This window comes from Sphingomonas sp. GW821-FHT02B09 (assembly GCF_059421875.1).
In genome coordinates, this window is record NZ_JBWKVV010000007.1 from 97062 (window position 1) to 120876 (window position 23815).

Consider the following 23815-nt stretch of genomic DNA (forward strand, 5'->3'; position numbering starts at 1 on the left):
CTTCTAAATGAGCGCTCTACTTTTCAAACGGCGCCTTTAGCGGGTCGCATTCACGTAGCGGACGATCAAAGCTCGTCCGTCCGGGCTATGGTCCTGACCCTCTATGCGATCGGCCACCCGCCTCCCCGGCTTGACGAAGATATTGGCATCGCAGCGGCTTTCCGCCGGGCTATAGCCATTCCGATAGGCTAGCGTCGCTCCCCCGCGCTGAGCCGGCCGCGCCGCAGCGGCGACGATCCGGATTGTGCCATGCGCGCCGAGCAGCGCGGCGTAGGAGGGCACATCGACGGACAAGGTCCGGATCACGAGCGGGCGGCGGTCGATCGTGAGGCGGGATTGCGCGAGTACGCGGCCGGCGAAGGCGTGTGCCTCGGCGGAGATGATCTGCTTATCGCCATTGCGGTCGAGCGCGCGGATAAGCCGGCCGGCAACCTGCGGTCCAGCGGTCAACTCCAGCTCTAACCCGACCGTACCCGGCGATAAGGTCAGATAGGCGTTCTGCACGACCTCGTGCACCGGGTGGGCAGAGACCGCACCAGTCACCATTGCCGCTGTCAGCGCCAGCGTCGTTCGGAGCGCCTTCAACGTAGCTTCGTCCATGCCGAGCCATATTCATTTGTCGGATCGCGGAACATGTTGTGCGCGTGATTGGTGGCGTCGCCGTCCATGTCCTGCGGCGAGAATTCGATCAGCACGCGCGGACCTGTGATGCGGTAGTAGGCAGCACCGAGCGGCGATGTCGCTCCCCACCAACCGAAATAGGTCTGGTCCAGCGTCGCGCGTATTGCAGCCACCTGCGGAGCCAGGTCGTCCGCGTTGAGGAAGTCGAGTCGCGCTTCGATCAGCCGAAGGAATTGCTGCTTCTGCCTCGGAGTCATCGCACTGCCCGCTAGGCCTTCGGGCTGGAGTACCTGGCCATCATGACCAGGACCAAGCACGAGATCGATTTTCTGTGTTGAGCGGACTGCCAATTTTGTCTGACCGGGCGTCAATGCCCGCATCAGCGCCTGCGCCTGGAGGACCTCGTTCTCGACGATGTAGATGCGCTTGCCGTTGCGGATGAACTTCAGCGGCTCACCGCCGGTGAGGCTAGGCGACAACGTGACGTGCGGCCCCGCCACGGTAGCGTTGATCGCCAGGTGATGTCCTCCGAACTGGAGCGTCCAGGCACGGTCGAGCGACGGCATGCCAACCATGCTGACGAAATAGCGATCTGCTCCAAACATCGTGGGTTCTTTGCGAGCAAGGATGTCGTCGGCTTGCATCTGCTCGATGACCATCTCCATGCCTTGCGGACTCAGCACCGCCCGCAGCAGCGCAGTCAGGCGGCCGCGTTGCTGCGCCGTCAACTTGCCCCAGGGCGTGCCCGCACGTGGCACGAAGCCAGTTGGAAAGTTGGACCATTTTACCCGCTGCGCCCCATCCGAAAACGGAAACAGCACGGCCTTTCGCTGCGACGCATCGAGGCTGCTCAGAAATTCCTGCGCTGCCGTGACGATGCGGCGCGATTGATCGTCAGGAGCCTCCGAGTGGATCAACGATCCCGGCGCGCCGTCACCGACGGGTGTGGAAACGGGCGGACCGCCCCTGCCGCAGGCTGAAAGCATGGCAAATGCGATGATAAAGGAAAAGGACTGACAACGCTTCATCATCAGACTCTTCCTGACGGATGCGCTGACCGCAAGCCGCCTTATTAGAACCGGTCCAATCACTTGGCGCACCTCGCAGATATGCGGACGCCGCTCTCACGGGAGCTCTGTGGGCTCAAATGACCGCGCAGCCAGCCATCGTGGCTTCGCCAATCATCCGATCGCATTTGGCCAGACGGTCACCGTTGTTCGATGTCCCTATACATAATGCCTACAAGAACCCCTCGCCGGCATGTTCGCGGAAGCGTTCATGGTCCCGCACATATTCAGCGACCATGTCGATCGAGGCATGCCGGCTATGCTCGCGCATTTTGAACAGGTTGGCGTTCTGCCGGCCTGCCACGGTCAGGAAGCCAGCCCGCAGCGAGTGTCCAGAGAATAAGGCTTCAGGATAGCCGGCCGATCGGGCAGCCGCTTTCACAACGAGGGCGACACCTTGCGCGCTCATCGGATGATCGGTCAGGCGCCCCTGTGGCGTGAGCTTGCGGAACACTGGACCGCTGTCGATTGCTGCCTTCTCCAGCCATGCACGATAATGCCGTACTGGCTCGAGCCGCCGTCCGTCGGGGATGGCAACGCTATGCCCCCTGCCCTCCTGATCGGTTTTCGAAGTCGGCACCCGCACCAGCAACCCGCGAGCATCGTCCGACACCCGCCCCACCGTGATAGCGACCAATTCGGAACGTCGAAACGCGCCAGCCATCCCGATCGCGAGCAGCGCCCGGTCCCGGTACGCGCGTAGGTCATCGCCATCGATCGTCCGCAACATATCGCGCAGCACGTCACCATCGGCTGGCCGCTTCTTGCCGGGCGGATCGTCACGCTTGTCGCGGCGGATCGCCCGCATCGCCTTGTCGAGCCGGGCGGCGTCGGGCTGCTGGGTGGGCGGATCGATCCCGGCCGCGCGGTGCGCGAAGACGATCGCTGCGAGGCGCCGGCTGATCGTCGAGCGACCGAGTGGTTTCGCAACCGCCGCGCGTCCGCCCCGCGATTGCCGTGGTGCCTGTGGCACGAACCCGCGTTCGGCGAGCAACGTCAGGAATGCGGCGACGATCGCGGGCGTCGCCGGCAGCGAGCGATACCCGCTTTCGGCACACCACGCACAAAACAGCCGCCAGTCGGATTGATAGGCACACAGCGTCGCCGCGGCCGATGCGCGTGCGACATAGCCATCGACCCGGTCGCGATCATGAGGTGCAAGGTCGCGCAGGTACATGGCAAGCGCATCGATCCGACCACCCGTAATGAGGTCAATGGCGGTGTTTGTGTCCCTCTCGTCATTTCGTGACACGTCAGCCCATCCGATACCCGATTACCGCGTTTGCCACTTTTTGCAGTCGCTGACCGGTACCAGAACGCCCGGTTTCGTGCCATCGCCTATTTAGCAGGAATCCGTTTTATCGCTAGAATGATTTGTCAGATATGCCCTGTCTAGCGGCTTATACCACTTATACCACTTATACGGATTTGTCGCCTACAGCGGCTTCAACGCTTCTTGACGATTATCCCGGTTTTCCCTATTTTGGCGATATCGGCTTAAAGCCGGTCGTGCTTCACCTACCGATCCGCGCGTGCAGGCTAAGCCGCACGCGCGACCGAGCCCCCCGCGTACAGGCAGCACCTGCATGCGATCGAGATCCCGCAACGCATCCAGCACAGGAACACCCGCTCATGGCGACGAGCATGGAAATCGTACCTTCGGGCGAATTGCAAAAGCAGTTCGGCCGCTATTCCGATGAGGCGATGATCCGCCCGGTCGGAGTCAGTCGCAACGGCCGCGTGCGCTTCGTCATGGTCCCCGTCGATGAATATGAGCGCCTGCGCCGTCGTGAACGGATCGCCGGCCGTGTGGAGGATCTTGATGACCAAACCCTCGAAGCCATCCGGGACGTCGAACCCGGCCGCGGCTGCGAAGCGGCTGAAAAGAGGCTCAACGCTTCCTGAGCCAGGCGAGGTTTTGAACTACAGCTACCTGTGGGAATATGAGTACGTTAAAGGTCGCGATGAAGGTATAAAAGACCGGCCGGTTGCGGTCGTCTTGGTAACCCAGACCGAGGACGGGATCGATCAGGTGCACGTGGTGCCGCTGACCACCAAGCCCCCTGCCCGCGATCAGCTAGCCATCGAAGTGCCGGATGCCGTCCGGCGCGACCTTGGCCTATCGGGCGATCGGTCGTGGATCGTCATTACCGAGTGGAACCGCTTCGCCTGGCCGGGTTACGACATTCGGCCTGTCCCCGGCCGGGAGCCGTCCGTCAGCTATGGCTATCTGCCGGCGAGCTTCTTCCGCCGTGTCCGTGACGCGATCGTTGCGGCTGGGATCGGGCGTCCAGTGAATCGCGACTGACGCAACCGTCGGCGACCGAAATCAAATGGTCATTGCCCTTGGGGTTCGTGCTTTCGACGACACTACGTATGGTGGCTTCGGACATCAAACCGACCCAGAAGCGGCCGTTGGTACGGTCGCAGTCCCTTCCGCGAGCAGACGTCCGTTCAGCTATTGTCGACTTGGCGGATTGTCGCCAGGCGGCTTGCTGACGCGCTGCGACGGTCTTCCACTACAGCTAGCGATCAGCTACGTTGGCGAGGTCGGAAAAGGCAGGCTTGGTGTGGTCAGCCCAAGCCCTTTCGGTAACGGAAGCTCTGGTCTTTGGCCTCGGCCAGGATCCCCACGACGAACAGCGGGTGCCATTTCGCGGCGCCTGTCCGTTCGTCCGCGAGGGTGCCTGGATGGGGAACGCTCCGGTCGAACAATCGACTGAAGGAGCCTTTACCGTGTCACTCGAGCACAACGCCACATACGACGTCATCATTGCCGGCGCTGGGCCGGTTGGCCTCTTTCTCGCATGCGAGCTCGGGCTTGCCGGTTGCCGCGTGCTGGTGCTCGAACGTAGCGAGGCAGCGGCGTCGCCGCTGAAAAATTTGCCCTTTGGTCTTCGCGGGCTGAACCTGCCGACGATGGAGAGCCTCGAACGGCGTGATCTGTTGTCGCCGCTCAAGGCCCGCATGGCGTTGGCCGACACAGTCATCGCCGCACCTTGGACCGCCGGAGCGCGCCGTCCCGCTGGGCATTTCGCCGGCCTGCAATTTTTTCACGACATGGTAGACACGAACGCGTGGCCGTGGCGCTGGAGCGGTGCAATCGAAGCGCTCGCGGTGACGATGGCCGACCTCGAACACGTGCTGTTTACTCGAGCAAGCCATCTCGGCGTCGTAATCCGCCACGGGTGTGGCGTCGACGGCGTCACGCAAACGGCAAACGGCATCGAGGTCCATGCCGGCGGTATGGCGCATCGGGCCGGTCGGATCGTCGGATGCGATGGCGGCCGCAGTACCGTTCGCAAGGCCGCCGGGATCAGCTTTGTTGGCACTGAGCCGGAATTCACCGGCTATTCGATGACGCTGTGCCTCGAGGAGCCAAACCGGCTTCGCCCCGGTCGCCGGCATACCGCGTCAGGTATGTACACCTACGCACCGCCCGGCACCGTCACCATGGTCGACTTTGATGGCGGTGTAAGCCATCGCACATTCCCGCTGAGCGACGAGCATCTGCAAGCGGTACTGCGACGCGTGTCGGGCACCGACGTCACAGTCGCCGGGGTGGAACTCGCCACGACGTGGACCGATCGCGCGTTTCTCGCCACCAGCTATCGGCAGGGCAGCGTGCTCCTCGCCGGCGACGCGGCGCATGTTCACGCGCCGCTAGGCGGTCAGGGCCTCAATCTCGGCATCGGCGATGCCATGAACCTGGGTTGGAAGCTCGCTGCGGTGACCACTGGCCGCGCGTCGCCCTCGTTGCTCGACAGCTATGCGCGGGAACGGCGTCCGATCGCGGAGCAAGTGCTCGAATGGTCGCGTTCACAGGTAGCGTTGCTTCGACCAGATCCCGGCGCCGCGGCATTGCGAGCCGTGGTTCGCGAACTGATGGCGACGCGTGACGGGTCTACGTTCTTCGCCGAACGGGCATGGGGCGCCGGGCTGCGATACGATGAACTCGGCGCCGCACATCCTCTCGTGGGCCGCAGCGTACCTGACGCGCCACTTGCGGACGGACGCACACTGAACGAGGCGCTGCGTTGCGGGCGGGCATTGTTGCTCGGTTTCAACCATTCCGAGCAATTCGCCGAGATTGCTGACACGTCTACCCAGCTTGACTATTGTGTCTCTTCCTCAGGCGACAAAGCCAATGCGGACGCCGCACTGATACGCCCTGATGGCATAGTCGCCTGGGCAGGTTCGATCATCGATCGCTTGGCTTTGACCCAGTCCATGGCGCGTCTGTTTGATCCGTTGGGTGCGCCGGCATGATAATTCGTCTGTCGCTCCATGCTGTCACGCGATCCCAGGGACGCACTGTGGCGCTTGAGTAGATCGGCAACCTGCCGAAGCCCGCATCGTTTTGCAGATGATGGAGATTACTGATGATCACACTTGCCTTAGCGCTTGCCGCTTCTGACCAATTGGATCGCTGCCTTAACGCTGGTGAGGCAGCCCAGGGTGTGACCTCGGCAATGTCGGCCTGTTTCGTTGCTGATTATAGACGCGCCGACGCTCGGCTGAATGAGACCTATCGATCGACGATGGGACGACTTTCTACCGCGCGTCAGTCGGCCTTGCGCACTTCGCAGCGCGCATGGCTTGCTCAGCGTGACCGTGCTTGCCCGCTCGACAATAGCGAGGGCGCAGGGACGATTGAGATGTTGAACCACCCGGCCTGCCTTGCCAAGCAGACGAAGCAGCGGATTACATGGCTCTCCCGCTTTCGCTGATCATGCCACCTTGATCGGCAGCGATCGCGGACCGAGTAGGCCTTCGCGCTGCGCAGGTAGCCAGAAGCAGCAAACCTTCGGCAACGACCCATAATCCGACGTTCAAGGCGACTGATCGGCTTCCCGACTTCCGCCGTTTGTTCATGTGCATATTCAAGACGCTGACCGCGGGCCGCCGACGCGCCCGACGCGCCCGACGCGCCCTTTTAAGGCTCCAGTGGCCTACCCTGTCTCGGCTCGATACAGCGACTGCAAGCGGCAGGCAGGATCAGGCGTCAAGGGAGAAGGCACGATGACGGACAGGCTTTGGAAGGTGACAGTGAGCTGCCTCTTCCCGATGGGTAAGCCGATCGAGAAGGTCTTCGAGGTCCATCACGCCACCGACGAGGGCGCGCGCGACGCGGCGCTGGGACAGGAAGCGACCGCACATGGTGGGTCATCGATTCCCACGATCGTAAAAGTCGAGGAAATCGAGTAGTTTTGCCACCCAAGATCGGAGCTGATCGACGGGGCGGACAGTCAGGATATCGCTGTCGAACAGCCAGGATGGGTGGGGGTGGTTTTTAAAATGGCAGACGAAGCAAGATTGTACCGCAAGCGTGCCACGGTCGAACGTCAGATCGCTGACGGTACGATATTGCCGAATGTTCGCGACAGGGCGCTCCATGCGGCAAGACGGTGGGACGAGCTGGCGGACCAGGCCGAACGGTCGAAGGAGGCTGCTGCGGCACGGCAAGGTCGCGCGGCCTATTCCTCTGCAATAGCACGACCAGCTAACTAGTTTCTGCTGCGGCGCACAAAAACTGTTTGCGTGGTGAGGGCAGTCGGCACACCATGGCCGTGCCTTTCAGGCATCCTCTCCTAAAAAACTTCAGGGCCGGCTCGACCGGCCCTTTTTTAGTCTGCCATGCATCGGCAGATTAGCGACGTCCGTCCGGACGGCAGCGTCAGCAGGCTAGCTGCTCTTGCCGTACGCCTGCTGTCACAACCCTCCCTGAAAGTTGAAGGTGAAGCGGTACGATCGCATTCTGGTTCGAGGTCGTGTCGTGCGCGGGAGCGGAGTTGCCTCGATCAGCGTCAAATTGCCGTCCACGACATGGACGGGCACGCCGGGCTGAAGATCGAACTTTCTCGACCACCCGCCTCCGAACACGGTCACCTGCACGATCAGACGGCCCGCCTCGATGCACAGCACGTCGGCCGGGCAGCGGCTGTCCTCGATCACGCGATCCGCTCGAACCCGAGGACCGTTGACGGCCGCCATCTGCCCCAGGCGTACCGGCCCTTCCACCGGGCGGGTAGAAGCGCAGCCGGCGAGAAGTAGCATGATCGGGACGATCGATGTCATCCTCACCGGTGACGCTCAGCCACAGGACGCAGCAACCACTCGACCGTCGTCGATCGTGACCGTGACGCGTTCCTCGCGGAAGTCCTTCGTGGTTGCATCACCAAGAGCGATGCGGCGTACGATCGAGCTTCCTGTCGCTTGGAGGATGGTACCATCGTCGCGAGCGGCCTTGCCGACCAGAGACGCGGCAGCGGCGGGGCGGCAGACCGTACGTCCGGGTTCGGTCGCACCGGTCGTTGCACATGCACCAAGACTGGCGAGGCCCAATATCGGCACCAGCATGCCGATCACGTTCTTCGTCATCATCGTCTCTCCGTCAGCAACAGTCTGCCCGGCTTTGTAACGGGGCGAAGCTGAACGGTAGACGGAGGTGGCAGGAGATGACCTTGCCGTCAGTCGGCCGGCCAGCATCAGGGAAGTCGTCCAACCGGGATGGTAGCTTGAAACTAGGCCAGCCCGGCCGTCTGAGCGATCATTAGCCGCCAATCCTCGGCCAGTCGCCCATCTTCGCCGAAGTTAACCGACAACCAGGCCGGCGCCGTCCCTTGCTCCGCCTGATACTGGATCTCCAGCACATGGCTGGTGTGCGTGGTCGTCGATGTCTGGTGTGTGGTGGTCGATTTGCCTTTGGACAGCACCGCCAGGTTGCGGGTGGGTGCTACGACATAGCACCGGCCGTGCTCGGTCGTGCTGGTCGATGTCTGGCTGGTTTTTGTCGTTATGCTGACCCGGACCTGGCGGACGTTTTGACGGCCGGCCATCAGCAGATGCTGCCAGCGGGTCGTCGGGCCGAAGTAATAGACGAACCCTGTATCGGGGAACACGCCGACGAAATCATAGTCCCGGCGAACCCATTGGTAGCGCCCCCGGTTCATGAGTGGGACGAAGCGCTTCACCTCCTCGACGCCAATGGCAATCAACTGCGCAGGCGTCGGATCGGTCGGCTTGCCGATAACCGCCGAGACCATGCCTGCCAGGCAGAGTGCTCCAAATCCGACGATCGCCGCCAGAATGAAACCTGACAGGATGTAGCCGTGGAATACGCAATACAGCATGGTCACCAGGGCAATCAGCACCGGCACGGCCACCATCCGTGTCTCGCGTTTGTCTGTTTTGGCCTTGACCACCTTGCCTGCGGCCACGATCCGCGCATGGGCATCGAGGAAAGTGCTGGCGGCGTGGGTGAGCAGGACTGGCTGTTCGGCCGGCAGCCCGGTGCCGATCGGACGCGGTATGCCGAAATTCGATCCTGTCATCAGTACCTCGACATTACTGAGCTGAGATCTGAAAACACCCCAGCCGATTGCCACAGTGCCTTGTTGCCAATGACGTAAACCGCTTCCTTTGCCCGCGTGACGGCGACGTTGAGGAGATTGGGGTCCTTGCCGGCCCAGGCACGAGCGCCCGTCTGGTCCTCGTTCGGAGCGCCGAGAACAAAGATCACGGCCTCAGCTTCGCGACCCTGAACGGTGTGGATGGTGCCGATGTGGGTGCGGGTCCAACGATCAAGCTCAGGAATGGCATGGGCGAGTAAGGGGCTGTCGCGAAACAGTCGCCGCAGGCCATTTGCGACAATCACGAACGGCGTCACGATATAGAGGTCGGGCTTGATACCGGCGCTGACGATCCGTTCGATTATTGCCAGCGCTTCCTGGCCTTCACGTGGGGACCATTTGTCCTCGCCTGATCCGATAACATCGATCCAGCGGGATGGCCCGAGCAGGTCGCGAATAGCTGACGGGCGGTCGACTTTGGCCTGCACCATCAGATTTTCGTAGGCGATCCGATTGGCGATATCGAACATCGGAGACGAACAGCGACGATGCACCAGCAGCGGTACCCCAACGGTCCGACTACCGATACGAGCCGGAAACTCGGCAAACCAAGCCGTGGCATCATCGGCGAGCGTCTGCACCGAAGCAGTAGGCGCACCAAAGCGTTGAGGATCGACATTGAACGTCTGACAGATTGCCGCGGTTAACCGATCGGGCAGGAGAACGACAGGTTGCACCTGAACAGGATCGCCGACCACAATAGCTCGGCTGGTGCGCATAATCGCACCTATGGCCTGCTGCGGGGCAGCTTGGCCGGCTTCGTCGACGAGCAGCCAGCCCAATGCTTCTGCTGGAACACGGCCAAGCATCGTGCCGACCGAGGCGAAGGTGGTTGATACCGCCGGCACCACGAGAAACAGGCTGGACCACAGATCCGGGATCATCACGTCTTTGGTTTGATCTGCGAAGCCTTTGCCGTCGAGAACCTGCAACATCACGTTGAGGTTGTGGCGCAGTGGTTTCGCGGCGGCGTCGACGAAGGCGCGGTGCAAGTCCAACGCGGCTTGGAACAGCACGTCACGCTGACGATGCTCTTCGGCAGTTAGCCATGGCGCGGTCGGCTGGCGCTGCTCGTTTGCCTGATCGAAAAAGGCGTCGTCGATAATCGGGGCCTGACGTGCCGCCCGATCATGCCGAAGCTGCTCCAGCAGCGGACGTAAGCTCTGCTCAATGCTGACAGCACGGGACGCGGCGCCGAACCCAAGCCATGGGGAGCGCGCGACCAATCCAGCCAACGGCTTTGAGATCACGCCGGCATCGGATGCTGCCGCGGCGTCTGCGGCCAGTGCTGAGGATAGCGGTAGATGCTCGGCTTTCCAGCGGCGGTAATCGGCTAGCCGAAGAAGCTGCTGCACCCAGCCAGGTCGGTCCATGGCATGATCGCGTGCAGCGTTGAACGATCGCTCAACGGCGGGAAGGTAGCGCCAGCGCTGACGGAAGGCTTCTACCTCTGCCGTAGTCTCGGTGACTTGCTTCTCTAACAGGCGGAAGTGGGCGCGCGCAGCCTGCCAGCGGCGCAGGGCTTCACGTCGTTCGACCGGAGGATGGAGTTCGGTAACGATGATTGGTGGGCGCTTGCTGCCGTCAGCTTGTTCAATCTCCGGCTTACGTCCGTCGACCGCCTTCAGATAGCTGAACAGACCGGTGTCGGGGTCCCACCAGAATTTGTCTTTAAAGGCAGCCCTGTTGGCGCCGTTGCCGAGCACCGCTGCGATGGCACCCCAGCTTTCGGCTCCAAGCAGCCCGTCAGCAAGCGGCTTGAAATATCGTAGGTCGGGCGCATCATCGGCTACCGCTCCCAGCGCCGGCAGCTCGGCACTGACATTTTCAACCGCCTTGTTGTTCGACGATGCGATCAGCATCTCGAACCCCTTGAGGGTCTTGTCGAGGCGATATAGCTGGAGCCAGCCATTGCCGGCTTGCAGCTTATGGCCAGATGGCGAGAATGCCTTTTCCGGATCGTCCAGCGCAGCCATGGCGCTGGCACGCTGGGTGACGAGAGCGGCAACAACGTCACGCAGCAATGTGGTCTTACCGGTACCAGGCGGGCCGTTGACCGCCAGGATCTCACCATTGCCCTGCTCAACGGCAAGGTTGACCGCTGCCTGTTGCATCAAAACGAGCGGATGCCGCCCGGGGCCAGGCCAGCGAGCAGCTGGAAACCGTGCAGGAGCCACGGCCTGCTCAATCGCCGTCTCGTCGTTCAGCAGATCGCGGCGTGATGAGGGTGCCAGCGCTCCTATGAACCGCTGGAGTGCCGGCGGAGCCTGTTTGTCGCGGAACAGCAGGGTGGCAGCGTGCAAATCCTTGAGGAAGAAGCTGTTAAGCAGAAGCGGCTCGGGTGGATTATTCGATTTGAAAGCCACCAGGCTACGCACGGCAAAGACTGGTGGGCGGACCATGGTCCGATCGATGCCTAACTCGTCGACCAGCCACTCGTGGGCATTTGTAATAGCGGCCATGTCGAGGGGCTTGGGTCTGCCGTCCGGGCCTTCGCGAAACAGCCGATCATGCAGCGTTTCCTGTAAGCCCTCGCCTACGGCTTGCCATTCGCTAAGCGTTGCCGGGTCGTCCGTCAGGGCAAGCGGCAGACCCCATGCAAAGCTGGATATTACCGCACAGCTGTCAGGGATCGGTCGGCCTTCACGATCGACGATCACGACTGCGAGGGGTGTTTCACCACGCGCACTTGGTCGCTCAGGGCGATTGTCGGCAAAGCGCTGAAGCAGTTGCTCGATGGCAGGCTGCATGGCTAACGAGCCAAGCACGATCTGGAAAAAGAGTCGCGTGTTGTGAGGGGATTTTGCTGTCCCATCCGCCCACGGCAGCCCTTTTTCGAAACGGGCGATACGGCGACCATCGCCGGCTGCTAGATCAGCCGGGGTCTTGAAGGATGCAGGTGATAAGACTTCCAACACCGTCCAAGCCCGCAATATGTTTTGCGGATCGTTCGGATCGGTGCTTCTGGGAGGCAGCGACACGGGACGTCTAGGCGAGCTGGCCGCACGCGATGGTGATAGGTTTGCTGGCGTCGGCGGCTGCTTGGCTATCTGAGCTTCTGCCGGCGCGTGGGAATCGCCACGCATCTTTTCCAGCCTGCTGCGCAGGCGGAGCGCGCGCTGTGTATTGCGATGCCCTAGCTCAGCCAGGATCTGATCATTGATCGGATGAGACCCGGAGATATCGGTGACCAGCTCTTCAAGTTGGTCAATACCTAGGTCGGCATAGGGGCGTAGTGTGTTCATCCACGCCGAGCTTAACCGTCGACCAGACGAAGGCAAACAGAAGCGCTACGCGATCAAGCCAGGCGATCATGATAACGACTGCTCCCCAATCAGCTTGCGGACGGACTCAATGCGCTCCTGGCAATGTGCCGCGAGCACATTCGCCCGCCTTACCAGTGGTTCGATCGCGTCCACGTCAGGGATCTGCCCCTGCTCCGGCTTCAGCTTGGCGGCGATCGCCTGCAATTCGGCATAGGCATCTGCGAATTTGGCAGGCGCCGGCTCGTTCGATCCTTTGATCGTCACGCTGGTATTCATTCCGGCTTATCTCCTTGCTGGTCGGTGCTTCGTAGCTGTGTCGCTCCGTCACGCATTTCCGCTGTGACCAAATCTGCCATTCTCACCGCGGCTATGCCAGTCAGCGGTTCGCCTGCCTGGTTGCGCAAGATGGTATAGCCTGCGGCGAGAACGGTTCGCGGATGGAGTGCTTCTGCGCGCTCACGGATGGTAGCGATGGCGGACTGACAGTCATCCAGACCTCGCTTGGCATTCTGTATCGCTTGTTGACCAAGACTTGTGATATTTTCGTCGAGATAGGCCTTTAGCCCGACAGACGAGTTTCGGGCAGCGGGGTCGGTGGTCAGCAGCTCGGTTTCGAGCATCAGGGGCAACTCACTCAGGGCTCTGCAAGATATGCGCAGATTGAGCCGGTGCCGCAACCATTGGCGCGTCCACACTCGACCGGCTGGATGGCTGCCACCGCGCAAGATAGCCTGAAATCGTGAAAGCCAGTCATTGCCAGATCACAGACCCTGACTACGGTCTCATCCTTTCCAAGGAGGACAATCAGGCATGAACATCGGTGAGCTTGCAAAGGGCGTGGCAGCCACGACTGGTTCGAGTGAAAGCGATGCCAAGGCGGCGATCACTGCCGTATTCGACCAGATCGCCAGTGCGGCTGCCAAGGGCGAAGACGTTTCCATTCCCGGCTTTGGCAAATTTGCCGTCAAAGATCGTCCGGAACGTCAGGGTCGTAACCCGGCGACCGGGGAGGCAATGACCATTGCCGCGTCGAAGACGGTGTCGTTTACGGCAGCCAAGGCGTTGAAGGACAAGCTCTGATGGTGTGGCGCCGGCGGGCAGCTCGCCGGCGCTAATTTGACTGCGAGCCCGACCCACGACAGGCCACGCAGCCCGGTGAAGGTCGCGACCAGCGGGATGACCTTTCCGCCGTCACCATCGTCGGCGATGGGTGCCGGCGTCATTGATGGCCGGCGGGATCGCAACCAGCGCCATACCAGCCACCGCAGACCAAAGGAGACGAGCACGCCGACGAGGAACAGCAGGGTTTCGATCACGAACTTGTGCATTGGCTCCTCATCCGATCGCCGGCCTCTGCTCGCTAGCGGCACTACCGGGCCTGAGGGAGCATCCGTTGCTCCAATAGCGGCCATCGGGGTGATGTCGTTCAGGATACAGACGCTAGCGCCATACAAAACCAGGCTGCATCGATACTTCAAGAACGGGATCGGTGCGTGACGCGCCTTTGGCCACGTCACTTGCATCTGACTGCAGGATCATGCCGTAATATACACCTCGTGAGAAACCGCTGAACAGCGGCATATTGATCTGGCGGTTGTCGCCGTAGATCTGGACGTCCCCCAGCAGTTGCGCGGTGCCCGACAGCGCGAAACCGTTACCAGCGATCGTGCCGAATACGCCGCCGATTCGCGCATCGTCACCCAGCGTCGACGTGCCTGCCAGAACAGTCAGCGCATCGACACGGGCATTGCCGCCGATGGTGCCGGAGGCTACGATAGCATGGTCTTCGATCCGCGCATTACCCACGACCGTGCCGCCGTAGACGCGGGCGTAAGGGCCGACATAGGCCGATGCCGAGACGCTGGCTCTAGGGCCTACCCAGCCCCCACCATTGGCATGGCGCCGCCCGTTCGCGATGCGATCCGGCGCGGCGGTTTGATAACCCCACGGCATCGCGCCATCGATTTGCACCATCCAGGGATAGCGGTAGATCGAGTAATAGGGCTGGTCGTCAATGATGTGCTGTAGCATGGTCGGCGCGGCCATGACCATCAAATAGGCGCCACGGTCGTCTGCACGCAGGGGAACAGAGAGACTTTCGTCGCCGCCTTGCAGGACGCGCGCATAGCGTGGCGAACCCTGAGCATCGACGACGACCACGGACCAGCGCCACCCTGAAGCAGGCGTTGGCAGCGGTTGCGGTTCATTCGATGCCCCCGGCAGCGTAGCGACGGCGGACCGCTCCTGCGGCACGCCCCGGAAGCTGACGGAGAGCGATGCCGCGCCCGCATCAGGGACCAGCCGTACGAGATTGTATCCCCAGCGCTGTGGTGCCCACGCAAACGGAACCGAAAAGCGTCGCTTGGCGATATCGAGCGGTTCCAGCGTGGTCAGTCGGCGAGCACGAAACGCCACGGGCGTGTCCGGCTCGTATGCGCCGTAAGCCGCACGGAACACAGATCCACGATCGAAGCCGTCCGGGCCGGTATAATCCCAGGTCACGTTGCGGATCGCCCAGTCGGCGAACACGTCATTGAGCTGCGCCGCGGACCAGCTCCGATTGGCGGCCAGCGCTGCATATTGATCCCCGGTCGTTCCGGGCCGTGCCCAGACGTCGTTCACCGCAGCATAACCATATGTCTGCGCGATCCTGTCCCAAAACTGCCACCCGCAGTACCGGGTGCGGGCGTTGCCATGCGCTAGGTAAGCGGAGTTTACCGCGTCCTCCGAGCAATCTACATCACTTCGAAAATTCGGGATTTGCGCCACCATGAAGTTGGCGTGCGTCTCCCAAAAAGAGCGCGGCAGCACCGTCCACCCCGGCGTCGTGCTTTGGAAGACATGGACCAGTTCATGCGCGACGGTATGAGGTGTGGCCAGACCCAGCGGGGTCATGTCGATATAGCCGGTACCATCCCGGCTACCAGCCGTACTGACCGAGGCGTCGCCGCCGATGTTGACGTTGATCTTCGTCTTTGACGACGATTCGCACTGCGGCGGCTTGAATCCGATCTTTGTCGCATAGAACGCGTAGGCGTTTTCCAGGATTTGCCCGGCCTGGGTCGCATCGGCATCGGAGACGGCGGTGCCGTTCCAGTGAAAAGCAAAGTGGTCGGTCTGATAACGGGTCTGGGTGGGAACGCCGCCGATGACGTTCCAATTCCCGCTAACGCAACCAAAAGCATCGCGTGTGACGGAGGGCGAGGGTGTCGGCGTTACAGCGGGGACGTCACCTCCGCCACTGCTGCCGCCACACCCCGCCAACGCCGCGCCGATGCCAGTCGAGATAAGCAGGCGCATCGTCCGGTTCATATTTCGTCCCCTTCAATTCATCAGTCACGCTCAGCGTGCCGCCCCAAGCTCAGCGATGCAGCGTTGCGCAAAATCCCGCGCGCGCTGAAGAGCGTGTTCGTTCACCCACCGCAGGTTGCTTTCGAAACCGACCGCCAGCGCTTCGTCACGTTGGTGAAAGAGGCTCGGATAATCCGGTTCGACCTCCGGTCCGTGTCGGGCGTGCTGGTCATCTCTGATCTTTCCAAGCACGGCTTGGGCCCTCTCTTCCTGAGCGGCTGACCATTGCGGCGCGTAACTGCGCAGCCTTCGCCATGCGCCAAAAGCGGCGGACAGGGTGGAGCGTCCGCGATCGGTGGGCCAGACCGCAGCTTCCCAAAGCGCAGCGATCGATCGCTCTTCGGCATTCCCGGCGGTATCCGCCGCTTCCATGACACGATACCTCTCGTTGCGCCAATCGTCGGCAGTCGCGTTGCGGGCACCGTGCAGCGTGGCGAGGCCTTCGCTTATATCGGAACGCCAAAGAGCGAGTTCGGGCGCGGCAAGCATGTGAAGCATCAGCGCCGAGCCTACATCGGTCAGATCGCTGCCGGGCCGCACCACCAGCACCCAGTCTCGTACGAAAGCGGTTGCCGCGACGGCGGACGGCTGCGTCTGCGCAACCGGATCCAGCAGCGCGGCGAGCGGCAGCGGAAAGCCGAACGCGGCGGCGAAGTTGGCCGGATCGGCACTGTCAACCGCGATTGACAGTGCGCTGGTTGCCCCCCCGCGTGCGGGGTCGAAATCCAGCCTGCCATCCGCCAGCGCGGCATCGATCCGGGCCAGCAATGCCGTCTTGACGGTCTGGCTGCCGCCGAACGCCCCGCCCACTCCGCTCAAAGCGCGTCCTCGATCATCATCGCCAACCGGCTGCGCGACTGCACGCCGATGACACGGCGAACCTCCTGTCCGTCACGGAACAGCAGGAGCAGGGGCAAGGACGACACGCCGTGTTCCGCCGCCAGGGCCGGCTCTGCCTCCGTATCCACCTTCGCAATCGTCGCGCGCCCGGCGAAATCCTCAGCCAAATCCTCCAGCACCGGAGCAAGCGCGCGGCACGGGCCGCACCACGGTGCCCAGAAATCCACCAGCACGACACCCGCGTCCGCCGCCAGCGCGCGCGGGGAAAAATCTTCCCGCGTCAGAGCGATCGTTCTCATCCTTCTTCTCCTATTCCGATCAGCCGCCGCGCCCGCCGACCATCATTCGGTTGATCCGCACGGTCGGCTGGCCGACGCCCACGTCAACCCATTGTCCCATCTTGCCGCAGGTCGCCTCGCCACTGTCGAGTGCCAGGTCGGGTCCGATCATGTCGACGTGGCGCAACGCTTCATCCCCCGCACCGATCAGGGTCGCCCCGGAAATCGGCGCGGTGATGCGTCCGTCCTCGATCAGATACGCCTCGGTGGTGCTGAAATTGAAGCGACCGGTGGTGATATCGACCTGCCCGCCGCCGAACTCCACGGCGTAGATGCCGCGCTTCACCGAGGCGACGATGTCCGCCGGATCGTCGCTGCCGGGCGCCAGGAAGGTATTGGTCATGCGGGGCATCGGCAGGTGGGCATAGGACTGACGCCGGCCGTTGCCGGTCGGGCGCGCGTTCATCAATCCGGCGTTCAGCCGATCGTACATCAGCCCGACGAGGATGCCGTCCTTGATCAGCACGGTACGGTCAGCGGGCGTGCCTTCGTCATCCACCGCCAGCGACCCGGTCCGCCCCGGCACGCCGCCGTCGTCGATCACGGTGACTCCCGGTGCCGCTACCCGCTCGCCAATACGGTCCGAGAACACCGACAGGCGCTTGCGGTGATGGTCGGCCTCCAGACCGTGGCCCACCGCCTCGTGAAACAGCACGCCGGGGTAGCCGGGCGCAAGCACCACCGGCAGCTCGCCCACCGGCGCTGGCCGCGCGTCTAGGTTGACGCAGGCGATGCGCACCGCGCGCGAGACGGTGCCGCGCAGCGTTGCCGGGTCGATCCCGTCCAGTCCATAGCGCCCCCCGATCGCAGCATGGCCCCGTGCTCGCCGCGCTCCCTGCTCCGTAAGCACCGTTACCGACAGGCGGACCATCGGCCGCACGTCGCCCGACAGGCGGCCATCGAGGTCGACGACCATCATCACATGGCCCACCGCCATCACCTGTGCATCGACCCGGATCACGCGCGGATCGGCTGCGCGCGCCAGCGTTTCGACCTTCTTGAGCAGGGCAATCCAACCCAGGTCGTCGGCGCTCCCGACCGGATCGATCGCGGGATATAGCGTCGATGCGGACGGGACCGCGTGCAAGGCGAGTCCTGCGGGCATCGCGCCGTTGCCGGACCGACCGGCTAGCGCCGCAGCGGCCGCTGCTGTCTGCGCCAGCGCTACCGGGCGCAGGTCAGCACCGTGCGCGAACGCGATCTCCGCGCCCTGAGCGACTCGAATGCCCGCGCCCTGCTCGCTGCCAAAGCCGCCGCCGGTGACGCGGCCGTTCTCCAACGTCCATCGCCGCGTTGTCGCAGCTTCCAGATACAGGTCGGCGAGGTCGGTGCCGCGTGGCGCCGCATCGGCCAGTGCGCGGGACAATACCGCATCGTCGAGCCCGTAAGGTGACAGGATCCGCTCCCGCGCCTGCTGCATCACGTTCATGCCGCCACTCCCACCGTCATCGCATCAATCAGGATCGAGCCGCACCGCACCGCCCCCTGCCGGTCCACGTCGTCACCGATCGCCACGATCGTCTGCATCATCTCCGGTAGCGAGCCCCCTAGCGTCACGTCAGTGACGGGATGCACGATCGCACCATCCTCCACCCGGAAGCCGGCGACCGCGCGCGTCCAGTTGCCGGTCACCGGGTCGGTCGCGCCGCCCATGATCTGCGTCACCAGCAATCCCGATCCCAGCCGCGCGCGCATCGCGGCGGCATCGCCGCCGGCGCGGCGGCTGGCGAAACGTAGGTTCCAGGCCCCCCCGGCATTGCCGGTCGAGCGCGTCCCCAGCCGCCGCGCGGACAGCGCCGACAGGAAGTAGCCGTTGACCACCCCGCCCATGACCACGTGACGACGTGATCCGGCGACGCCCTCGCCATCGAAGCCGCCGCTAGCTAGCCCCCAGGGTTCGCCGGGATCCTCGACTAGGTCGAGATGGTCGGCCAGCATCTGCCGTCCCGCCGCGTCGAGCAGCCAGGACGCCCGGCGATATTGTGGACCGCCGCTCAGCGCTGCGACGAGATCGCGGACCAGCGCGCCAGCTACCCGCGCGTCGAACAGGATAGGCAGTCGGCCGCCGACCAGCGGCCGTGCGCCGAGTTGCCCTATCGCCCTTTCAATCGCCAGCGCCGCCAGCGCGTCCGGCTCGCTCAGTCGGTCGGCGACGCGTTCCTGCGACTGGGCGAAATCCTGTACCGAACCGCCCTCGCCCTGCGCCAACACCATCGCCCAGCGACCGTGCGTGGTCGTCGCCACGCTGCGGCAGAAGCCGGTCGAAGTGGCGAGCGCCATGGCGCCCTCGCTGGTCGCGACCCCCGCCTCGCTGGTGAATACCGCGCGGCCGGCGGCAACCGCGCGCACTGCCTCGTCGATCGCATGCGCTTGCGCCAGCAGCGCGTCGGGCGCGATGCCGGCGGGAGAGAACAGCGGCGGCATGTCGCCCTCGCGGGCCAGCCATTCGGGATTCGCGAGGCCGGCATCGGCGTCCGGCTGCACTCGAGCGGCGATCGCGACCGCCTCCTGAGCAATGCGCCGCACTGCATCGGCATCGAAGGCGGTGGCTGACGCGCTGCCACTGCGCCCGTCGCGATAGACGGTGATGCCAATCGACTGGAAGTCGTCACGCAATCGCGTTTCCGTCACGCCTTCGCGCACCACCAGCCGCACACCCCCACCTGCCTGCACGGTCACGCTGGCGCCGTCCGTGCCCAGACGCTCAGCGTGTTCCACCGCCGCTGTCGCCGCGTCACGCAGCGTCGCCTCGTTATGACTCATATAGGTCGCCGTATTCACTCGAACATTTCCTCGATCGGCTCGGCCCGCGCGTGGCCGTCCTCCAGCAGCAGGCGATGGGTGTGAAAGGGCACCATGCGCGCGTCATGAACCACGCTGACCAGCGTCACGCCGGGCAGCTCGCCCAAGACAATGCGATAGAAGCCCTCCGCGTTGATCGCATCGAGCGCGCTGGTCGCCTCGTCGACGATCAGCAAGTCCGGTCGGTGGAGCAGGATGCGGGCCAGCGCGACGCGCTGCTGCTCGCCGGGCGACAGTTCCTCCTGCCAGGCGCGGATCGCATGCAGCGCGCTGGCATGCGCCGACAGGCCGACCCGCTCCAGCAGCGCGGCGACGGCAGCGTCGTCGTGCCGCTCCGCCGGATCGGGGAAGCAGGCCGCGTCCTTCAGCGTGCCAGACGGAAGGTACAGGCGCTGCGGCACGAACATCGCGGTGCCGCTACCAGCCAGCCGCACCGTGCCGGTGCCGTCCGGCCACAGCCCGGCGATCGCGCGCAGCAGCGTGCTCTTGCCCGCGCCCGACGGCCCCCAGATCACCCAGCGCTCACCCACGCGCACCTGCCAGTCGCCGATGTCGAGCAGCGGCGCGCCGTTCGGGCGGCGCACCGCCAGCCCTTCGGCTATGATCGCTACGCCCGACGCGATCGTCCCGCCCGCCACGGCTATGCCACGCGGGCGGCGATCGTCCAGCGCGTCGTCGAGCCCCTTAATGCGGTTTACGTTGGCGATATGGACGGCAATGTTGGGGTACATGTGGACGAACCACGACAGGTTCGTCACCATCTGCGAGAAGGCGTCGCGCGCACCCATCACCGCGCCGAAGGTGACGGCGCCGGCGAAATAGCGCGGTGCCAGCACCATCAGCGGCAGCAGCGTGCCGATACGGTCGTAGACGTTCATGCCCGCGTTCACACCGAGGAAGGCGTAGAGCCGGTAGAGGAAATTGTGCCGCGCCGCCTCGAACGCCACCGCAAGTGCTCGCTGCTCGGCAGGCAGCGCGCCGGAGAAGGCGATCTGTTCCGAATTGCGCCGCACCTGGATCAACCCGGCACGGAAATCGCCTTCCAGATGCTGCTGGCGCTGTGCCCGGCGCACATAGGGCCGTCCGATATAAACGATCGCGACGCTGCCCAGCACGAAATAGATCAGGCTGTAGATCAGCGTGTCGCCAGGGATCGCAACCGCCCGCCCGAACAGTTCCAGCCGGATCGCCCCCGCCGTGCGCAGCAGGATAATCGCGAACGAGATCGCCCCGACCGTGGAGGTGACGAGGCCGACGCCCATCTGGATGATCGCCCAGCCGCCGGTGGACACGTTGGCCAGGTCCTCGGCGATGCGCTGATCGGGATTGTCGATCAGCCGCAGCCGCTCGATCTCGTAATAGCGGTTGTGGTCCAGCCAGCGCGTCAGGTAGCGGCGCGTTAGATAGGCGCGCCAGCGCAGGCCGACGACGCCGTTCATATACCCGCCGAACACCGTCGTCGCGACCTGGCACGCCATCAGTCCGATGAACACCGCCAGCAGCGGCCCGAAAGCCGCGACGTCGCGTTTCTCGAACGTGTCGAAGAACGCCTGCTGCCAGCCATTGCCCCACACAGCGAGGTAGGTCTCTCCGAACCCGATCGCGAGCAGGATGGCGACGCCGCCCCAGGCGAACGGCCAGTCGCGCGACAGCCACCAGCCCGACACGAACCGGCCGAAATGACGCCAGCGCTCCCTCGCCGACGCCGCGCGGGGCTGGAGGCCCGCCTCCTGGCGGGTCTCGGCGGATGGAATCGGATCAGGGATCATGCCGAAGCGGTCACTTGAAACGGTAGGTCGCGGTCAGACGCCAGTTGCGCGGCTCGCCATAGGGCAGGTAACTCTTGGCGTAGGTCGTATTGTAGTTCAGGCGATCGAAGGCATTACGCAGACCGAAATTGAGGTCGAGCGGCCCCAGCGTGGCAAAGGCGTTGAGATCCACCTGTTGCGAGGCAGGCACGACATAGCTGGCGAAACTGTCAGCTGCCGCACTCGACCGTCCAAACAGCCCTGCTCCCACCCCTACCGTCGCCCGGTCAGTCAGGCGGTGACGATAGGAGGTGTAGATATTATATTGATCGCGCGGCTGGCTGACGACGACGTCACCAAATTCGGACGACGTCAAGTTGCGGAATTTGGTCCGGGTTAAGCCGGCCTGCACCGCCCAGCCGGGAAGCAGGGTGCCCGCCACGTTCAGGTCGATGCCCCGCCCGCGCTGGCCGGGGACCGCGATACTGAATCGCGGATTGGCCGGGTCGGGCACGATCAGGTTGCTCTGCCGCACCTCGAACCACGATGCGTTCACCAGCACCCGGTCGCCGAACAGATTGATCTTGGTGCCTGCCTCGATGTTGCGTGTCCGGCTGTCGGGCAATCGGTCGTTACGAGCGTCGACCGCAAACGTGGGGAGGTAGCCGTAAGCAAGGCTACCGAAGAACGAGACGTTCTTTGTCACGTCGACGATCGCACCATAGTTCGGCGTCGTAGCGCTTGCCCTCTGCGTTTCCGTCCGGCCGTTCGATGCATAGGTGATGGTCGATTTCACTTCGTTGCGTCGCACCCCCGCCAGCAGCTTCAGCTTCCAGATGCCGAGCATGTACTGCGCATATTGCCCAAACTGCGTACCACCCAGCGTGTAATCCTTCTGATCGATCGCGGGCAGCTGAAACGGCGCGACGGTGTCGGTCAATACATTGACTGGCTGCGTCGACCCTTGTGAACCGCTGTAGCTGGTCACGTCGTTCCAAACGTGCGTCACGCCAGCGACCAGCATATGGCTTACCGGCCCCGTATCGATCTTAAGGCGGGCGAACCCATCCAGCGCATCCGCGTCGGCGCGCTGCTCGGATGCGCTGGCAGAAACCAGCGTCAGCCCGTCCGGAGCGAGCACGGCGAAAGGTGCATAGTTCGCAATGCGGATGCGCTGGTTCTCGTGCTGGCCGCGTACCACGAGGGTCAGCCAATCACCCACGGTGCGCGTCGCCTCCCCGTAGAGGCGCGTGCTACCGATGCGGATGCCCTGATCCTTGGCAAAGATCGGCTGATCGCGGGGGCGATCGAACGGCTGGTTGGTGTCTGGGTTGACCAGCGTATACGGGTTCGCTCCAAAGATCTGGTCCGCCGCAGTCACGCCGATCACCACGTCGGTGCGATCGTCCTTGAACCGCAGGCTGGGTGCGAACAGATAATCCTCGTTGCCGCGATAGCCACCGAAGTTGCGGTCGGCGGTCGCCGCCACCCCGATCACCCGGGCGCTTACTGTCTTCGCCTCGTTCAGCGCGTTGTTGGCATCGACCGTGATGCGCGCCTGCCCGAAGGATCCCGTCTCCGCCGTGAGCGACAGTAGCGGATCAGCGAACGGCTTCTTAGTGACGATGTTGATCGTGCCGCCCAGGTTTTGCGCGCCGGCCAGCAGCGCATCAGGACCCTTCAGCACCTCGATCCGCTCGACATTGGCGATCGGCTGGGTCGCGCCTGCGTTCGTGCCGTTGTTGTTCCCACCCGGCAGACCGTTGACGATCCCACCGGCCCCGAACCCGCGCACCGAATAGCTGTTGCCGCCCTGCACCGTGCCGGTGTTCACCACCACGCCGCCCGCGTTGCGTAGCGCATCGACGATCGTCACCGCCTGCTGCTCGGCCAGCAGCCTGCTGGTGATGACGGTGGTGTTGCGCGGTTGCTGGCGCAGCGTCTGCCCGGTTCGGCTGGAGGTCGTGGTGGCCCGCGCCAACACGTCGGTCTCCGCCTCGTCCCGGCGTGCTGTGACGGTGATGTCGTTGACCACCATCAGCGACCCATCAGACCGCCGCTCGATAGAAAGGGGCAGACCGTCTATTGCCGCCCGTACTGCGGCCTCGCCAGAGCGTGCATTTCGAACTGCTCTCGACGTGAGGTCGCGGACGGCGTCGGGGTCGAACGTCAAAGCCACACCCCGTGCTTCGATGGCGCGCAAAGCATCGATAAGCGGCATTGCCGGTAACGAGATCATCGCTGGTGCACTCACCGATTGCGCCACCAGCATCGTCGCCGTGAATGGCTGGATCATCATTGCCGCACCACATAGCAAGCCCGCTGTTTTGGATGTCATCGCGCACGTCCCCCTCAGGCCGCGGCCTCCGC

The 23815-nt window shown here is 63.6% G+C and carries 22 protein-coding genes; 6 read left to right on the forward strand and 16 right to left on the reverse strand.

Annotated elements, in window-relative coordinates; translation table 11 throughout:
* Positions 1-36: 36 nt before the first annotated feature.
* From AC07U4_RS20545 to AC07U4_RS20555, 3 genes are all read right to left on the reverse strand, one after another.
* Positions 37-600, reverse strand: coding sequence for a hypothetical protein (locus AC07U4_RS20545; protein ID WP_495196839.1), 564 nt, complete (start codon positions 598-600; stop codon positions 37-39).
* Positions 582-1649: a DUF3500 domain-containing protein gene (locus AC07U4_RS20550; RefSeq protein WP_495196840.1), complete on the reverse strand. Its 1068-nt coding sequence runs from the start codon at positions 1647-1649 to the stop codon at positions 582-584. Before AC07U4_RS20550 ends, AC07U4_RS20545 begins: the two co-directional genes overlap by 19 nt.
* Positions 1650-1860: 211 nt before the next feature.
* The gene (locus tag AC07U4_RS20555) at positions 1861-2682 is read right to left on the reverse strand and encodes a site-specific integrase (protein WP_495196841.1); all 822 of its coding nucleotides are present in this window, start codon (positions 2680-2682) and stop codon (positions 1861-1863) included.
* Between the two features lie 638 nt (positions 2683-3320).
* Between AC07U4_RS20555 and AC07U4_RS20560 the strand changes: the two genes are divergently transcribed.
* From AC07U4_RS20560 to AC07U4_RS20580, 5 genes are all read left to right on the forward strand, one after another.
* Positions 3321-3593: a type II toxin-antitoxin system Phd/YefM family antitoxin gene (locus tag AC07U4_RS20560; protein WP_495196842.1), complete on the forward strand. Its 273-nt coding sequence runs from the start codon at positions 3321-3323 to the stop codon at positions 3591-3593.
* Between the two features lie 13 nt (positions 3594-3606).
* The gene (locus AC07U4_RS20565) at positions 3607-3996 is read left to right on the forward strand and encodes a hypothetical protein (protein WP_495196843.1); all 390 of its coding nucleotides are present in this window, start codon (positions 3607-3609) and stop codon (positions 3994-3996) included.
* A gap of 260 nt (positions 3997-4256) precedes the next feature.
* Entirely contained in the window at positions 4257-5957 is a 1701-nt protein-coding gene (locus tag AC07U4_RS20570) for an FAD-dependent monooxygenase (RefSeq protein WP_495196915.1), read from the forward strand.
* Between the two features lie 113 nt (positions 5958-6070).
* Positions 6071-6418 carry a lysozyme inhibitor LprI family protein gene (locus AC07U4_RS20575; RefSeq protein ID WP_495196844.1) on the forward strand — a complete coding sequence of 116 codons (348 nt, stop codon included), beginning with the start codon at positions 6071-6073 and terminating at the stop codon, positions 6416-6418.
* A 292-nt stretch (positions 6419-6710) separates the two neighbouring features.
* Complete coding sequence (locus AC07U4_RS20580; RefSeq protein ID WP_495196845.1) at positions 6711-6896, forward strand: hypothetical protein; 186 nt, start codon at positions 6711-6713, stop codon at positions 6894-6896.
* Positions 6897-7400: 504 nt separating this feature from the next.
* Here AC07U4_RS20580 and AC07U4_RS20585 read toward each other — a convergent pair.
* From AC07U4_RS20585 to AC07U4_RS20610, 6 genes are all read right to left on the reverse strand, one after another.
* Positions 7401-7766 carry a hypothetical protein gene (locus AC07U4_RS20585; RefSeq protein ID WP_495196846.1) on the reverse strand — a complete coding sequence of 122 codons (366 nt, stop codon included), beginning with the start codon at positions 7764-7766 and terminating at the stop codon, positions 7401-7403.
* Positions 7767-7781: 15 nt separating this feature from the next.
* A complete protein-coding gene (locus AC07U4_RS20590) occupies positions 7782-8072 on the reverse strand; it encodes an I78 family peptidase inhibitor (protein WP_495196847.1) in 291 nt (96 codons plus the stop codon).
* Positions 8073-8212: 140 nt separating this feature from the next.
* Positions 8213-9022 carry a hypothetical protein gene (locus tag AC07U4_RS20595; RefSeq protein WP_495196848.1) on the reverse strand — a complete coding sequence of 270 codons (810 nt, stop codon included), beginning with the start codon at positions 9020-9022 and terminating at the stop codon, positions 8213-8215.
* Positions 9022-12345 carry a DEAD/DEAH box helicase gene (locus tag AC07U4_RS20600; RefSeq protein ID WP_495196849.1) on the reverse strand — a complete coding sequence of 1108 codons (3324 nt, stop codon included), beginning with the start codon at positions 12343-12345 and terminating at the stop codon, positions 9022-9024. The genes AC07U4_RS20595 and AC07U4_RS20600 overlap by 1 nt, the downstream gene beginning before the upstream one ends.
* A 66-nt stretch (positions 12346-12411) precedes the next feature.
* Complete coding sequence (locus AC07U4_RS20605) at positions 12412-12642, reverse strand: hypothetical protein (protein ID WP_495196850.1); 231 nt, start codon at positions 12640-12642, stop codon at positions 12412-12414.
* Positions 12639-12986: a hypothetical protein gene (locus AC07U4_RS20610; RefSeq protein WP_495196851.1), complete on the reverse strand. Its 348-nt coding sequence runs from the start codon at positions 12984-12986 to the stop codon at positions 12639-12641. The genes AC07U4_RS20605 and AC07U4_RS20610 overlap by 4 nt, the downstream gene beginning before the upstream one ends.
* Before the next feature lie 190 nt (positions 12987-13176).
* Between AC07U4_RS20610 and AC07U4_RS20615 the strand changes: the two genes are divergently transcribed.
* A complete protein-coding gene (locus tag AC07U4_RS20615; protein ID WP_495196852.1) occupies positions 13177-13446 on the forward strand; it encodes an HU family DNA-binding protein in 270 nt (89 codons plus the stop codon).
* 360 nt (positions 13447-13806) lie between these two features.
* On the opposite strand, the gene AC07U4_RS20620 is transcribed toward AC07U4_RS20615, so the two are convergent.
* From AC07U4_RS20620 to AC07U4_RS20650, 7 genes are read right to left on the reverse strand one after another with little or no spacing between them, the layout of a single operon-like run.
* Entirely contained in the window at positions 13807-15678 is a 1872-nt protein-coding gene (locus AC07U4_RS20620; protein ID WP_495196853.1) for a DUF6055 domain-containing protein, read from the reverse strand.
* 30 nt (positions 15679-15708) lie between these two features.
* Positions 15709-16536: a hypothetical protein gene (locus AC07U4_RS20625; protein WP_495196854.1), complete on the reverse strand. Its 828-nt coding sequence runs from the start codon at positions 16534-16536 to the stop codon at positions 15709-15711.
* Positions 16533-16856: a thioredoxin gene (gene trxA, locus AC07U4_RS20630; RefSeq protein WP_495196855.1), complete on the reverse strand. Its 324-nt coding sequence runs from the start codon at positions 16854-16856 to the stop codon at positions 16533-16535. Before trxA ends, AC07U4_RS20625 begins: the two co-directional genes overlap by 4 nt.
* A 19-nt stretch (positions 16857-16875) precedes the next feature.
* On the reverse strand, positions 16876-18324 hold the full coding sequence (locus AC07U4_RS20635; protein ID WP_495196856.1) for a metallopeptidase TldD-related protein: 1449 nt from the start codon (positions 18322-18324) through the stop codon (positions 16876-16878).
* Positions 18321-19676, reverse strand: coding sequence for a TldD/PmbA family protein (locus AC07U4_RS20640; RefSeq protein ID WP_495196857.1), 1356 nt, complete (start codon positions 19674-19676; stop codon positions 18321-18323). The genes AC07U4_RS20635 and AC07U4_RS20640 overlap by 4 nt, the downstream gene beginning before the upstream one ends.
* A complete protein-coding gene (locus AC07U4_RS20645) occupies positions 19673-21466 on the reverse strand; it encodes an ABC transporter ATP-binding protein/permease (protein WP_495196858.1) in 1794 nt (597 codons plus the stop codon). Before AC07U4_RS20645 ends, AC07U4_RS20640 begins: the two co-directional genes overlap by 4 nt.
* A 10-nt stretch (positions 21467-21476) precedes the next feature.
* Positions 21477-23741: a TonB-dependent siderophore receptor gene (locus AC07U4_RS20650; RefSeq protein ID WP_495196859.1), complete on the reverse strand. Its 2265-nt coding sequence runs from the start codon at positions 23739-23741 to the stop codon at positions 21477-21479.
* Positions 23742-23815 lie beyond the last annotated feature (74 nt).